The sequence below is a fragment of the Robiginitalea biformata HTCC2501 genome, assembly GCF_000024125.1.
GTDB classification, from domain to species: domain Bacteria; phylum Bacteroidota; class Bacteroidia; order Flavobacteriales; family Flavobacteriaceae; genus Robiginitalea; species Robiginitalea biformata.
Map to the genome: position 1 here is coordinate 246,055 of NC_013222.1, position 13,289 is coordinate 259,343.

Genomic DNA, 13,289 nt, shown 5'->3' on the forward strand with positions numbered 1-13,289 from the left:
TATCCCAACAATGTCAAAAAAAAACCTGAAAATGAAATTGCAATGTCCAATGCCTAAATTGGACTTTGACATTATCACATTAGGTCATGGTAGTGGTGGCCTTTTGACAAACAAATTATTGGATTCCGGTGTTTTTCATCTCTTTGACAATGAACACTTGCAACAGCGCCATGATGGAGCTATGTTGACCTTAGAGGGAAAAACCGCATTTACTACCGATAGTTTTGTCATCTCTCCTATTTTTTTTCCGGATAGCAACATTGGTGAACTGGCAGTAAATGGCACGGTAAACGATTTGGCCATGTGCGGGGCAATTCCACAATACCTTTCCTTGAGTTTTATTCTGGAGGAAGGCCTAAAAATGACCGAGTTCTGGGAAATATTGGTATCCATAAAATCCGCAGCGGAACAGGCGAATATTCAGATTGTAACCGGAGACACCAAAGTGGTCGAAAGAGGAAAGGGGGATAAAATATTCATCAATACTACCGGTATCGGGCAATTACATGCCAAAGCGGATATTGCTCCTTCTAATGTGCAACCAGGGGATAAGATTATCGTAAGTGACTCCATTGCGACCCATGGTGTTGCCATAATGTCCGTGAGGGAAGGGTTGGAGTTCGAATCCGAATTAAAAAGTGACACCCGCGGACTAAGCCATATGGTTTCCGAGCTGCTCGACACATTTGGGGTGGATATTCATTTGCTCAAGGACCCCACTCGAGGCGGGGTGGCAACCGTCTTAAATGAAATTGCCAGAGACAGAAATCTGGGTATAGAAATCCTGCAAAAAGACCTTCCTTTACAAAATGAGGTAAGCGCACTTTGCGAAATTCTCGGCTTGGACCCGCTTTATGTAGCGAATGAGGGCATCTTCATTGCAGTGGTCAAAGATGCGATTTCCGAAAAAGTGGTCGAAAAGCTTCAAAGTATGGAATATGGCGCAAATGCTTCCATTATCGGTGATGTAACAGAAAACCATCCAAAACAGGTGGTGCTCAAAAGCGCCATTGGGGGTAGACGCATTGTTAATATGCTGGCAGGAGAACAATTGCCACGGATTTGTTGAATATTTTTGGTTTAGAAATTATTTTCTATTTTGTCAATCAAACCAAACCTAAACTCATGAAAAACATTGCTCTTACTGCTATTTTGCTATTTGCGCACGCACTTTTCTTCGCACAGGAACAAACTCAGGATACTATACAAATAGACCCTGTAGAAGTCACTGCGGCACGATCTTCTTCCCCCCTAAAAGACCTGCCGATTACGGTAGCCCTAGTAAGTCAACGCACTATTCTTGAAACGCAGCCCCCCTCTGCCACGGAAACTTTAAAGTACATTCCGGGTGTCGCCATTCAAAACGATGGAGGCATCACCAGCACTCCTATAATAAGAGGCCTTTCCAGGGAACGCGCGCCCATTCTTATCGATGGAAATTCCTTTGTGGGCGGACGAATCAGAAGCTACGCCTTGATCGATCCATGGCAAATTGAGAGGGTTGAAGTGATTAAGGGCCCTGCCTCTGCCTTCTGGGGCAGTGATGCAGTAAGTGGATTGGTCAATGTAATTACCAGAAGAGCAGAAAATGGATACGGCAAAGATTTCAAGGTTGGCACCAGCCTTTATGGGGGCTATCAGTCCGTCAATTCCTATTCGAGGGGACGCCTTGAAGTGGAAGGAAGAGGTAATGGTTTTGATTTTTTAATCGGAGGAGGTCTGCGTGATGCCGATAATACAGATACGCCTGGGGGTGAGGTGCCAAACAGCCAATTCAAATCAGCCTATTTTGATTGGAATATTGGATATTCTCCTTCCGAGAATCATCGTCTTGAATTTAGCGGAAAATATTTTAAAAATGACAACGTGGGCTTTCCAGGTGGGTTAGGAGCACCGGGTCCGCCGGTACGTGACCGTGTTTTTGCTCCCGATGAGCAGACCGGTTACAATTTCAATTATACCGGTAAAAATATATCGAACACTATTGAAGAGGTGGGATTCAATGCATATTTCAAACAGCAAAGACTGCACATTGACCAAGTGACCAATGTATTTTTTGAAGACACTATGGACATCAATCGAAGAATCGATGTCAGCTTGGACGTGGATGTGGATTTTGGTGGTTTCAAGGCCTTTACAGCACTTCGATTGGCAGAAAATTCCAAGTTGACCGTCGGTGCGGATTTTTTGAGGGAACATCGTTTTGGTACTAAAAGGGAGTTGGTTGTGGACATATTTAATCCAATGGGTGCACAAGTGAATCAAGTGGCACCGCCGCCAGGACAAATCCAACCGGATAGTGATGCGACTTTCTTTGGGGTATTTGCCGTTGAGGAATGGAAACCCAGTGAGGTTGTTGATCTGTTGTTCGCACTACGGTTTGATAATTTCAAGACAGAAATAGAGGACGAACCCTTTTTTATTCCAGAAATCGCCGATTTATACAATGAGGACAACACTTCAGATAACAACACCGCCCTTACCGGTAACATAGGTGCTAAAATCCATGCATCGGACAGATCAGATTTCTCGATCAATTTGGCCAACTCATTCCGGGCCCCAGATTTGTTTTCCAAATACAATTTTGCCGATGGGGTCATCCCTAACCCCGATCTTGGTCCTGAAAAAGGAGTATTCTACGAATTGGGTTATGCTTACGATGGTTCAAAGTTCGATATCGGCCTCAATTTTTACCAAAATTTCCTGAATGATCTGTATGTCCCGGTCAGTGTGGATTTTCAGGGTACTCCGAATGTTCAGAATCAAGCCGTGGGGGAAGCCAGACTGACAGGTTGGGAATATCAGCTGAGCTATGCTATTGGCAAGTTGTCCAGTGTTTTCTGGACAGGTTCCTATATTAGGGGAAAAGACCGGGAAACTGATGAAAACCTTGCCTTTATGCCTGCGGATCAAAACATTTTCGGATTTCAACTTCGAGATAACCGCAATGCATTTTTCGGACGGGTGGAAGGCATCTTTACAAGCAAGCAAGATAGACCGGCCCCCACGGAAAGGGAAACCGATGGTTATAGCCTTTTCAATATCAGTGGCGGAATAAATCTGCATGAGGTCTGGCCAAAGTTTCCCTATTCCAAGTTGGTGCTATCTGTGGACAACCTTACGGACAAAGAATACCAAAGTCATGTTTTTAGAGGCACTCCTGGAAATCAAACCCGATTTTTTGCTCCGGGTCGAAGCATTAATGCCCAACTCATAATCAAACTGGGCGTCGCTGGTAAATAGTACATCAATTGTGGGCAGTACAAAACAGAAAATATTGAAATCAGCAATTGGGCTTTTTAACCAAAAGGGGCTGGTCAATGTTCGACTGCAACAAATTGCTGATGAGACCGGAATAAGTGTAGGGAATCTTGCTTATCACTATCACAGCAAGAAAGCCATCGTTCTCGCCATAGATTCCGAATTGGGGGAAGAATTGGAGCTACTGCTTTCGATAGACCAAAACTTTCCTTCATTGCTTGATTTTGACAATCATCTGGGGCGCTATTTTTTTATACTGAATCGTTATTCGTTTTATTTTCTAGATCTTTTGGAAATTGAACGGGCCTATCCAAAGTTGCATTCAAAACGGGTGGATTATGTAGAGAAAATGATTGCACAAATACATGAATGGCTTTTGCTCAATGTGGAAAAAGAAATCTTAAGGCCAGAAAAAATGGAAAATCAGTATCAACATCTTGCTGAGTCCATATGGATGATCATCACGTTCTGGCTCACCCAACGCCAAGTGCGGGGTAAAACCGATATCGGTGAAGGCCACTTTAAGGAGTTTGTCTGGAACCAATTGATACCATTGTTCACGGAAGCAGGTTGGATGGAGTTTGAAGCGGTGATCCTTCCACAATTAAAATTTTACTTGGACCAATCTATCTCAGTGGATTTCCGTAAATTACCTTAATTGTAAATCCTAGTTCATGTGTTTGGCAGTACCTGGAAAAATTATTGGCTTTGAAGATACCGTTGAAAGTGTGTTCAAAATAGGCAAGGTTTCCTTTGATGGAATAGTGAAGAAAATCAATCTGGGGCTGGTACCGGAGGCAAAAGAAGGTGATTATGTACTTGTGCATGTAGGTGTGGCCATGAGCATTGTTGATGAAGAAGAGGCGAAGCGAACCATGGATTTTCTTCTGGGAACGGACGAACTTGATGATATTCGACCCGATGAGGAATAATAATACCAAATTGAAATGAAGATAGCAATAGCAGGAAAAGGAGGGGTAGGCAAAACGACCATTAGCGGTACACTTTGTCGTATTTTAGGAGCCAAGGGGGATAAAGTACTTGCTATTGATGGCGATCCCAATCCCAATCTCTCCATTGTTTTGGGAATTGACAAATCTGATGCGGGGCCACCTAATTTAAGTACCGATATCATCGAAAGGGTTGAGACTGAAGATGGCAAATGGAAATTTCAAGTAAGGATGCCATTTCAGGAAGTCTTGGAAACCTATGGGCAAAAAGCCACGGATAACGTGACCTTATTAATGGTGGGCAAGCCCGAAAAGGCCGGTACCGGATGTATGTGCGGTTCCCATACAGTAGTCCGCGAATTGGTGAATGCTGCACTAAGTTCAGAACAGGGACAAATCATGGTTTTGGATACGGAGGCATCCTTAGAGCATATGAAGCGCGGTACTTCGAAGTACGTGGATAAAATATATACTGTGGTGGAACCTTACTACAGATCGCTTGAGGCAGCCTCAAGATTTGCTGAAATGGCACAACAATTAGGCATTGGACAGGTTGAGGCCATTGCCAATAAAGTACGGACCAAAGAGGATGAAATGGCGATACGCGAATACTGTGCAAAGATAAACCTACCTATAGCGGTATTTGTGCCCTTTGATGAACAGGTCATGGCAGCCGATTTAAAAGGAAAATCTGTAATAGATTTTGACCCGGAGGCGAAAGTTGTAAAAGCCCTGGAAGCACTAAGTGCTGCTATTTTGAAGAATTAGTTCAACGCTCCACAAGTTCCGAGCCATCTCTTCTGTTGAAGAAACCATCGGGTAATTCGCGGCCCAAATCAACATCTGAATATACATATTCGTCCATGACCTTGCCATTGGGCCAATAACGGGTCCAACGATGGCTGAATGTAATTCCATCCACGGTTTTGTGATCGGTCCAATAAATTTCTTCAGGTCTGGTCTCTCCCTTATCGGATTTGTTGTAATATTCCACCTTGTGTATCAGTTTATCCTGAGTGTCGACATAAAATCGCCAACTGTCCTTCCCTACTTCAGGATCATACGAAATATCCAGTAAAGTAGGTTCTTTGCCGGACCCTCCCAATAGGTTCAACTCGGCGATATTGAAGCCTGTAGACGCCAAACTTGCGTTCACGCCCCTATCTTTCAGTTTAAAGGGCATTGAAAACCTGAAGAACGCCATTGACGAAGCGCACTGGGGGTCGCAGAATTTAGAATCACACATCATGCCCTCTTCCTTGGCGGCAATCATCGGATCAACGGTTTGATTGTCCTTTGTTGCCCAAAAGCCATAATCATCTTTGCCCACAACTACTTCGCTATCGTTATCTCCGACAGATTTAACCTGGAGCTTTAGCCCTTCCACGGTTCGTTTAAAGTAAAAGGTCTCTTCGGTAGATTTTAATAATTCCCCCGTTTCGTCATATAAGTTGTGGGTACGGGTAAACTGTCCTTGATCAATATCGTTCCATGTATCCAGGCCACCGGCAGCGTCAACAATCTCATCCACAAATTCCGCTCCCGTGGGCTCCCTTAGTAAATTTTCCCACGCATAATAACCTACAACAGCTAGGGCAAGCACCAATGCCCCTGCCGATAACAATTGCATACGCTTAACGGTGATGGGTCTTACCAAATCCTTAACCTGTAAATCAACCCACCAAGGAATTTTTTCTTCTGATTTTTTCTGTGATTCTTTTGGGCCCTTCGAAGGCTTAATGTCTTGATTCATAACAAGCTGTTTACATTTTAAAAATACGAAATTCAGGAATACAATGAAACCGTTTCTTACTGTTGTTCTTTATTCAAAATTTGCAAGTTTTTTCTGGCTCAACCAATTTTGCAATTTACGCATGGCTTTTGGGAGGGCGTCTTCCACTGCTTCACTCATACCAACCGCAAAATCATCATGCTGTGCAGCCTCACAACCCAGTATATACACTTCATTGGGCAATACCTTCAGTGCTTTTGCCAACATCAACGCCCGAATGGGGTTGGTATAGTGCATATCGGCCAAAAAAGTTCTTTTTTCAAAAACAGGCATTTCTTCGATATCCGAAACCTTTTCCATCTCCCTAAAGTAGATGTGGCCCGCTTCTTCTCCCCAAGCCACGGCATCCGCCAAAATCAGAATATCATAGCCTGCATGTAACTCTTGCACCAAATGAATCCCCCCGATACCTACCTCCATGACCATAATATGGTCTAAGTGCGAGACAGCATCCCGAAACTTTTTGGCGAACTCAATACCAAAGGCATCATCCTGCTTCAATTCATTACCAACTCCCGCAACCAGGATCTTTTTCAACGCATCAGCCAACCCATCTAGTTCTTTACTTTAAACAATTCCTCTGGTAATTCTATGTCAAATTGAATATTGGAATTACTATAAACAGTTCTTAAGTATACGGGTTCCCTGTTTTCATTGGAAACATAACTTTTTCTTTCCTTGGTTACCACTATGCCGTCAACTTCTATAAAAGTGTCATAATCGGTATAGGTGTATCCTTTTCCATGATCCAAAAAGTTGGCCACAAACTGATAATTGTCTGTATTCAAATAGTAGTTCCATGTATGCATCCCTCCTGAGCTTCCCGCTCCCTTTTCATAGGTGACCTGAAGATTGTGAACTATTCTGTTATTGGACAGGGTATCAATTCCTTCATATTTCAATAGGGTTCCGGGAGCCTTTAATTTAAATGGCATACATACCATATATTGTGAGCCGAATGATGAATTCCAGGCTGAATTTACGGCCACCTTATCTTCTTGAATTTCCCCGTTTACCAGTTTCCAGGCCTGCTTGCCGTTATTAACTATTTCGTGTTTGTTACCATCGAGTTCCCAGCTCATATAAGTCTTGAAGGAAGGTTTTAATTGGTACTTATGTATTTGTGCAACGGTTCGCAATAAAGTTCCGCTGGAATCAAAGCTTTGAATGTTTTTTGTGTAGGACATGGTCTTCTTAGCGGACCAATTGCCCATACCTCCGGCACTATGTATCGCCTCTTTGACGAGTTTGTCAGCTTTGCTCAATTCTTCCTTGGCAGGTACTGTTCGTTCTACCGAACTATCTTTTTTAGAATCACCCTTGCATCCCAGGCCCAAAAGGCCAATCAATACAATAAGAAGAAGACTATGTTTTCTCTTGCTTATCAGGAAGGTTGGTATTTTCAAAATCATAAAGTTCCAAAAGTGTGTTTATGGTATAGTCTTGTTTCAGGGTATCCTTCAAATCGGGATAACTACGTTCAATGGCCTGCAGCATTCTTGAAAGTGGCTCCCGGTGCATTAAATCAAAATACTTTAAAATTTCAGCCGTAAGTTCCCTGGTTTCTTCATCAGGAATGTTCCCCGACTGCTTCACCAGTTCCTGCACATACTGCATAATCTCCTTAAACTCTACGTTGTTGAATAGTACGGGTTTCATATTAGTGGGAGCCGCTTGCACAGTTATGGACACAATTGTCAAGTTTGACACCGTCTGGACCGTAACAGAATTCACAATCAGGGCCGCATTCGCCATGACCTGCTTTTTGCATACCCTGAAAAGCTTCAGCAAACTGTCGACCCCCCTCTTTTTTGCCTGATTTCGATAATTTATAGTGGATATTTCCATCTTTATCCAGCATCACTAACAATCCGATATCTGTAAGCTTATTTAGATGGTATTCCAAATTTTGATAGGACGTATTGAGAAAGGGAAGCATTTGGGTAAGGCTTACCTCGCTGCCCATACCTTCACCATGCATCCAATACATGACCTGCAGTATTTCTTCCTTCCAGAACAAGGAGCGCAATGCACTATCTTCTACCGATTCATTTTTCATACACTTTCTTCAAATAAAGTATCTCCCCTTAATTTTTCGGTCTCTAAAACAATATCGTTTTCTTGAGCAAACTGCCCTAAAATACGCAAAATTTCAGGAATTTTTGCCTCAACTTCAGCTGTTAGATACTCCCCCGCCTGTTCCGCTCCAGGTTCAACATCAACCAAATAGACCTCTTTTGGCCAAATCTTGAAGTGCTCACCAATGACCAAGAGGTTTTCAACCGAGATGACCCCGGTGGCCGCATCACCAACACAGGCCTGAATTTGTTTTTCAGAAGGTAAATGACCTAACCACTGATACACGGATATATCACCAATTTTTCTTTCGGGCCTTTCAATGGCCACCAAAAAAACCACCCGATCAAAAGACTTTTTTAACGTCTGGAAATATTGGACAATGGCTATAGGTCCCCAGTTCATTTCTTCTACGGTAACCGGGCCATTCCATGAAATGGATTGTAATTGAGGTAGCAGAATTGGCCCAACCGAATGGTTGCGAAGTATATGATAGCCTACCGTACCAATAAGCACATTTTTACTCGACCCCACAGGCACAGGTTGTTACTTCCCGTGTTACCATATGGTCGGTATCCTTGGCCATAATATGCGTGGTACACGGCATACAGGGATCAAAACTCCGTATCGCCCTTAAAATATCTATTCCTTTATAATCCTCCGGATTGTCGAACTTTTCAAGGATCGGAGTATTGAGCACCGCCTCTTCATAGGGGCCCATTTCTCCCCAGGGTGTTCTTGGTGCCGCATTTAATGTGGAAGGGGTAATAATCTGATAATTATCGATGACACCGTTCTCAACAATAAGATGGTGGGTTAAAAAACCTCTACCGGCGCCCCATGCACCAAATCCAATATGTGTTCCTTTTTTAGGAATTTCGTAGGGTACGCTCACTTTGGTTTCCCCATTCTTGATCAAATCCATGGCCAACAACCAATTCTCCATGGCTACCATGGCAGAGTAAGGAATACAATAGGCCCTTGCCCTATTGCGTTCAAAGGCATTCCAATGTTCGGGAATCTTCCATTCCAAAGTTTTCTCGGGTAGATAGTGCTTGGGCACATGAATTTTCATGCTGGTGCCTGTATTTTCCAAGAACCTACTTGCAGGGGCTTTTTGGGCCTTGGCAGTCAGATACATTCGTGTATATGCGCCGGCTTCCATGGGCATTCTATCCCAAGTAGGAGCGGTATCCCAACTATAACGGTCTTTCCAGCTTTGCTTTCCAGGTTTTGGAATGGTTTCCTTGTTCCAAGGATGGTTGGGACTTAAGGGCATTCCATTGGCATCTTCCTTAAAGCGATGTCCGTCCCATTTTTCATAATAAGAGTGCTCCACAAATTCTTCTATCCCGGCATTGAGTTCGGTAAGTTTTGTGGTGACCACTTCTCCATCCACCAACACTCCTGGAGTGGACCATCGTGCCTCTCCCCATTTATCACAATTTTCAAAAGAGGCATCGTAATGTTCCGGTCTATCCCATACGCCAGTATCCATCATGGTGGCAGGGCGAATACCGCACTTAGCATACTCCGGATTGCTTTCCAAAAAGAAATCGAAAACATCGTCCCAGATTCCGGTTACCTTTTGGCTGTAGTCAAAAAACTTGATCAATCGACTATAGACTTCGTTAAGTACGGTAATGTTGACAGTTACGGAAAGTCCGCCTGGGACGACTGATTGAGGGTGTGGGTATTTACCACCTATCAACACGTAAGCTTCCCTGGCCACCCGCGTCATGCTCAAGGCCTCCAAGTATAATTTGCCCTTCAAGGGATTTAAATCTTTCATGATATCCAAAATGGTATCATAACCGTGTACCTCTTTATTCTTGGCTTTTGTATTGGCCGCCTTATCCAAAAGTTCAGGATTGGTTTCACGCACCAACTCCTCTGAATAATCAGGGCCAGCCAACAGAAAAAGATGTAAAGGGTGATCGTACAGGTACTCTATCGCCAGAAGAATATTACGCATTACAATTCCCAATGGTGGTGGTTTAATCCCCAAGGCCATTTCAATGGCCAAGGCAGCAGTAGTAGCGTGCACTCCACCACAAACTCCGCAGGCTCGACTACTGATATAGGCAGCATCCCTTGGATCGCGCCCTTTGAGAATCACCTCATAACCACGAAAAAGGGTAGCCATGGAATTGGTAGATAATACTTTCCGCTTTTCCAGATCGACCACACTATGAAAAGCCAAAGCCCCTGCCACTCGAGTTACGGGATCATAGTCGATGTTTCTGATGAATCCATTGCGTTCCAAGAGCCCTTTTAAAACTTCCTGTTCCTCGCCTAAGTCAACTACTTTATGTTCATAGGGGTCCGCAAGGCCCTCTTTTAGATAAGCATTTCCTTGTTCATCAAAAGCAATCGGTAAATTTTTAAAGCACATAGGCGATATCGTTATTTCAATTTAAATTCTTTAGGCCAGTTTAAGCACTTTGGCAATTGCCACTAAATGGGAATCCACTGAGGACAACCCCCCATGCAATTTTTCCAAAGCTCCATTGATGACCCCCACCTTTTCTCCTAAGGGACTGGTATCATCCTGTATTTTCTGTAAGCCCCCCGCCAAACCTTCCAAATGAGTGCCGGCTCTTCTAAGAGCAACGATGATAAGTACTAAATATACAACTAATACAAGCACTAAAAGTGTTACTATTATTATTGTGGCTATAAACAGAGTCGATGAGTTCATACGCTTTCAGTTAATTTTTTCAGCTCGTGTGGCCAAAGTTGTTTTTAGGGTATCTGCATTTTCATTGATAGACCCGGCCACATCCAACATACCTGAAGCAACACCAATGGTATCGTTTAAAGCTTTGATATGTTCCGTATTGCCTGCCACACCAATACCTGCTTCTTTCATTTCCTTAAAATAGCGCTCAATTGACCTTGAAGCCAGCCAGGTCCTATGTAACAGGCGCACCAAATAAGGTAATATAAGCACTGTTACTATTAACAAAATCAACCATAAGATGTTTACTGCATTCATATCAAATGTTTTGCTTAACGGCTGCATTTATTGATTCTTCAAGTTGACCATCCACCACTTTAAGTCCCTCGGCCACTTCGGTAAGTGCGCCATTCAGCTTGGTGACTTGAACGGGAAGATGTCCCGTCTCGGTTTCGATTGCCCTGAGACCCAATCTCAGTTTGGCGAGATAACTTTGACCATCTCCTCCAATGCTGGTAAGAAGTTTTATAATTCCGTGCAGGTAGTACACCAAAACATAAACCAAAAGAAGTACCGCCAAAATGGTAATGATCATTAATATCACGTTCATAAACTAGAATTTTTAGAGCTTTGCAACATACAATGTGGACATCCCGGACAACCTTCAATGTGTTGGGTAATGGCCTTGGAACCTCCAACAATGGCCACTGCGGAGTTCAGTATTTTACTGGCCACTTGATTGGTCTTGGTCAAAAACAAGGGGATATGTATGGTGTTGTTCGCTGTCAATTTACCTTGCGTCCAAATATCAGCGGCTGTACGGTCAATATCTTTTGCGGTCTTTTTTATCAAATTGAGCAGAAAGGCAACTACCCCAATAACCACTAGGCCAATTACCAGTGATATTATCCATAATTGTATTCCCGTATCCATATAATTTTCAATTAATACATTATTCCAAAGCTTCTGCCACCAAAGTGGCATGTGCTTCAATGGCCTCTGCTTCTTTCTGAATACCCGCGGCCACGTTGTTTGTGGTCTCTAATTCCCAAATACTGTTCGTATTGTTCTTTATCTGGGTCACTATTTCCAAAGCGGCCCCAGCCAGTCTAAGAATACGTTTGGCAGCCAACCATACCAAAATCAATAGTACTGCAGCAATAACAACAATTACCGAGACCAAGGCTAGTCCAATCAACCATTCGTTTAAAAGTGCTTCGTTTTCCATTTCCATTTTTATTTATTGGAACCAGGTTTAGGGCTATCACTAAACTGCATTTTCTCATAGGTATAATGCATCACCTTTTTGACCAAATTGGGCTCTTTGACATGTCCCCAGCCGGAGGGTACCTTGCCCTCTTTGTTCCACTTTGGGGTCCGGTTTTGGAACGCCATCGTCATTTCGCGCAAATTGCGAATAACTGTGCCGGTTACACGTGAAATATTGGAGGAAACCATTGTTCCCGGAGCCGTTTTATAAAATGGTGCAAAACTATCGGGAAACCCGGGCATGGTGCACCCTATACAAGGAGCACCCACATTCATACATCCACCTGCGTGATTTAGGGCTCCTCTTTTGTTTATGTTGCATTGCACCACTGGGCCCCAACATCCTATTTCTACCAAACATTCCTTGTCCCCATGTTCTTCGGCAAAAGTACCTTCCTCATAAAATCCTGCTCGGGTACATCCTCTATGGACCGTTTCATCAAATAACCATGATGGTCTCCCTAGCTCATCGAATTCCGGTAAGGGGGCCAATCCATTGAGAAATAGCAACACGGCCGCAATGGTCTCGGTAATATTATCACCCTGTGGAGCACATCCAGGAATATTGACCACTGGGAGCCCAAGAGCACTTCGATAATCCTCACCCAATAAATCCATGACACTAGCTGCATTCGTTGGATTATTTGCAGCAGCAGGGATTCCTCCCCATGTTGCGCAGGTCCCTACCGCGATGACTGCTGCAGCATGTTCTGACATTCTGGTTACCCAACTTGACGAAGGTATGGGTTGTGGATCACCATTCTCATCCTCATCGGCCCCGAGTCCAGACCAGTATCCTCCTGTCTGCGCCGCTATACTTTCGTCCATAATTGAACCTTCACATAGCACTACAAATGGAGCGCCAAGTTCTCCCTTGGCCGCCAAACGAAAAGGTTTAATGAACTCCTCCCCAGCATTCACGGATAAAACAGGATGATGTAAAATAACTTTCGCCGCTCCGGGTATTGTTCCGTTTAGAAGATTTTCAACCGAAGGATTTGTTGCACCTACAGTAGCAATAGAGCATCCATCACAACTGCCTCCTGCAATCCAAAAGGCATGTACCACATCAAAAACATTGGAAATGGGACCTTGAAAGTGTTTGGCTAGATTTTGTGTCATATCTTCATAAAATTAGAGCAAAAGCTTTTAAATTCTTAATAGAATTACACATTTATTATAGAAAATATTTTCTAATCATAGGTTAATTGATTTCGGGATTGTTTGTAAAAGGGTGGTTTCAAATCAAACTGGAAAACCA

General features: G+C 43.4%; 18 protein-coding genes. 5 read left to right on the top strand and 13 right to left on the bottom strand.

Going from position 1 to position 13,289, the window contains the following annotated elements:
- The first annotated feature begins 10 nt into the window (after positions 1-10).
- The 5 genes from hypE to RB2501_RS01025 are packed head-to-tail and all read left to right on the top strand — an operon-like array spanning position 11 to position 4,979.
- Positions 11-1,069, top strand: a complete 1,059-nt coding sequence (hypE, locus tag RB2501_RS01005) for a hydrogenase expression/formation protein HypE (RefSeq protein ID WP_238528083.1) — start codon at positions 11-13, stop codon at positions 1,067-1,069.
- Between the two features lie 56 nt (positions 1,070-1,125).
- Positions 1,126-3,243 carry a TonB-dependent receptor plug domain-containing protein gene (locus RB2501_RS01010; RefSeq protein WP_012813787.1) on the top strand — a complete coding sequence of 706 codons (2,118 nt, stop codon included), beginning with the start codon at positions 1,126-1,128 and terminating at the stop codon, positions 3,241-3,243.
- Positions 3,244-3,277: 34 nt separating this feature from the next.
- Entirely contained in the window at positions 3,278-3,919 is a 642-nt protein-coding gene (locus RB2501_RS01015; protein ID WP_012813788.1) for a TetR/AcrR family transcriptional regulator, read from the top strand.
- Positions 3,920-3,935: 16 nt separating this feature from the next.
- Positions 3,936-4,193: a HypC/HybG/HupF family hydrogenase formation chaperone gene (locus RB2501_RS01020; RefSeq protein ID WP_012813789.1), complete on the top strand. Its 258-nt coding sequence runs from the start codon at positions 3,936-3,938 to the stop codon at positions 4,191-4,193.
- A 15-nt stretch (positions 4,194-4,208) separates the two neighbouring features.
- Positions 4,209-4,979 (top strand): ATP-binding protein, encoded by a 771-nt coding sequence (locus tag RB2501_RS01025; protein WP_012813790.1) that lies wholly within the window; start codon positions 4,209-4,211, stop codon positions 4,977-4,979.
- 1 nt (position 4,980) lies between these two features.
- On the opposite strand, the gene RB2501_RS01030 is transcribed toward RB2501_RS01025, so the two are convergent.
- From RB2501_RS01030 to RB2501_RS01090, 13 genes are all read right to left on the bottom strand, one after another.
- Positions 4,981-5,964: a hypothetical protein gene (locus tag RB2501_RS01030; RefSeq protein WP_012813791.1), complete on the bottom strand. Its 984-nt coding sequence runs from the start codon at positions 5,962-5,964 to the stop codon at positions 4,981-4,983.
- A gap of 69 nt (positions 5,965-6,033) precedes the next feature.
- Positions 6,034-6,552: a hydrogenase maturation protease gene (locus RB2501_RS01035; protein WP_012813792.1), complete on the bottom strand. Its 519-nt coding sequence runs from the start codon at positions 6,550-6,552 to the stop codon at positions 6,034-6,036.
- A 5-nt stretch (positions 6,553-6,557) separates the two neighbouring features.
- Positions 6,558-7,415, bottom strand: a complete 858-nt coding sequence (locus tag RB2501_RS01040) for a DUF6503 family protein (RefSeq protein WP_202944103.1) — start codon at positions 7,413-7,415, stop codon at positions 6,558-6,560.
- A complete protein-coding gene (locus RB2501_RS01045; RefSeq protein WP_012813794.1) occupies positions 7,369-7,662 on the bottom strand; it encodes a hypothetical protein in 294 nt (97 codons plus the stop codon). Before RB2501_RS01045 ends, RB2501_RS01040 begins: the two co-directional genes overlap by 47 nt.
- 1 nt (position 7,663) lies before the next feature.
- Entirely contained in the window at positions 7,664-8,062 is a 399-nt protein-coding gene (locus RB2501_RS01050) for a hypothetical protein (protein WP_012813795.1), read from the bottom strand.
- Positions 8,059-8,613, bottom strand: coding sequence for a hypothetical protein (locus tag RB2501_RS01055; protein WP_041326878.1), 555 nt, complete (start codon positions 8,611-8,613; stop codon positions 8,059-8,061). The genes RB2501_RS01050 and RB2501_RS01055 overlap by 4 nt, the downstream gene beginning before the upstream one ends.
- Positions 8,600-10,474, bottom strand: coding sequence for a nickel-dependent hydrogenase large subunit (locus tag RB2501_RS01060; protein WP_012813797.1), 1,875 nt, complete (start codon positions 10,472-10,474; stop codon positions 8,600-8,602). The genes RB2501_RS01055 and RB2501_RS01060 overlap by 14 nt, the downstream gene beginning before the upstream one ends.
- Positions 10,475-10,504: 30 nt before the next feature.
- Positions 10,505-10,780: a hypothetical protein gene (locus tag RB2501_RS01065; protein WP_012813798.1), complete on the bottom strand. Its 276-nt coding sequence runs from the start codon at positions 10,778-10,780 to the stop codon at positions 10,505-10,507.
- A 6-nt stretch (positions 10,781-10,786) separates the two neighbouring features.
- Entirely contained in the window at positions 10,787-11,077 is a 291-nt protein-coding gene (locus RB2501_RS01070) for a hypothetical protein (RefSeq protein ID WP_041326879.1), read from the bottom strand.
- Between the two features lies 1 nt (position 11,078).
- A complete protein-coding gene (locus RB2501_RS01075) occupies positions 11,079-11,369 on the bottom strand; it encodes a hypothetical protein (RefSeq protein ID WP_012813800.1) in 291 nt (96 codons plus the stop codon).
- Complete coding sequence (locus tag RB2501_RS01080) at positions 11,366-11,743, bottom strand: hypothetical protein (RefSeq protein ID WP_394330208.1); 378 nt, start codon at positions 11,741-11,743, stop codon at positions 11,366-11,368. Before RB2501_RS01080 ends, RB2501_RS01075 begins: the two co-directional genes overlap by 4 nt.
- Entirely contained in the window at positions 11,712-11,987 is a 276-nt protein-coding gene (locus RB2501_RS01085) for a hypothetical protein (protein WP_148214262.1), read from the bottom strand. Before RB2501_RS01085 ends, RB2501_RS01080 begins: the two co-directional genes overlap by 32 nt.
- A gap of 8 nt (positions 11,988-11,995) precedes the next feature.
- Positions 11,996-13,150, bottom strand: a complete 1,155-nt coding sequence (locus tag RB2501_RS01090; RefSeq protein WP_049764813.1) for an NADH-quinone oxidoreductase subunit B family protein — start codon at positions 13,148-13,150, stop codon at positions 11,996-11,998.
- Positions 13,151-13,289: the final 139 nt, after the last annotated feature.

What these genes read in the sequence shown, in the direction of transcription:
- hypE (WP_238528083.1), top strand. Translation starts at nt 11, where the DNA reads ATGTCAAAAAAAAACCTGAAAATGAAATTGCAATGTCCAATGCCTAAA.
- RB2501_RS01010 (WP_012813787.1), top strand. Translation starts at nt 1,126, where the DNA reads ATGAAAAACATTGCTCTTACTGCTATTTTGCTATTTGCGCACGCACTT.
- RB2501_RS01020 (WP_012813789.1), top strand. Translation starts at nt 3,936, where the DNA reads ATGTGTTTGGCAGTACCTGGAAAAATTATTGGCTTTGAAGATACCGTT.
- RB2501_RS01025 (WP_012813790.1), top strand. Translation starts at nt 4,209, where the DNA reads ATGAAGATAGCAATAGCAGGAAAAGGAGGGGTAGGCAAAACGACCATT.
- RB2501_RS01030 (WP_012813791.1), bottom strand. Translation starts at nt 5,964, where the DNA reads ATGAATCAAGACATTAAGCCTTCGAAGGGCCCAAAAGAATCACAGAAA.
- RB2501_RS01040 (WP_202944103.1), bottom strand. Translation starts at nt 7,415, where the DNA reads ATGATTTTGAAAATACCAACCTTCCTGATAAGCAAGAGAAAACATAGT.
- RB2501_RS01045 (WP_012813794.1), bottom strand. Translation starts at nt 7,662, where the DNA reads ATGAAACCCGTACTATTCAACAACGTAGAGTTTAAGGAGATTATGCAG.
- RB2501_RS01050 (WP_012813795.1), bottom strand. Translation starts at nt 8,062, where the DNA reads ATGAAAAATGAATCGGTAGAAGATAGTGCATTGCGCTCCTTGTTCTGG.
- RB2501_RS01060 (WP_012813797.1), bottom strand. Translation starts at nt 10,474, where the DNA reads ATGTGCTTTAAAAATTTACCGATTGCTTTTGATGAACAAGGAAATGCT.
- RB2501_RS01065 (WP_012813798.1), bottom strand. Translation starts at nt 10,780, where the DNA reads ATGAACTCATCGACTCTGTTTATAGCCACAATAATAATAGTAACACTT.
- RB2501_RS01070 (WP_041326879.1), bottom strand. Translation starts at nt 11,077, where the DNA reads ATGAATGCAGTAAACATCTTATGGTTGATTTTGTTAATAGTAACAGTG.
- RB2501_RS01075 (WP_012813800.1), bottom strand. Translation starts at nt 11,369, where the DNA reads ATGAACGTGATATTAATGATCATTACCATTTTGGCGGTACTTCTTTTG.
- RB2501_RS01080 (WP_394330208.1), bottom strand. Translation starts at nt 11,743, where the DNA reads ATGCCACTTTGGTGGCAGAAGCTTTGGAATAATGTATTAATTGAAAAT.
- RB2501_RS01085 (WP_148214262.1), bottom strand. Translation starts at nt 11,987, where the DNA reads ATGGAAAACGAAGCACTTTTAAACGAATGGTTGATTGGACTAGCCTTG.
- RB2501_RS01090 (WP_049764813.1), bottom strand. Translation starts at nt 13,150, where the DNA reads ATGACACAAAATCTAGCCAAACACTTTCAAGGTCCCATTTCCAATGTT.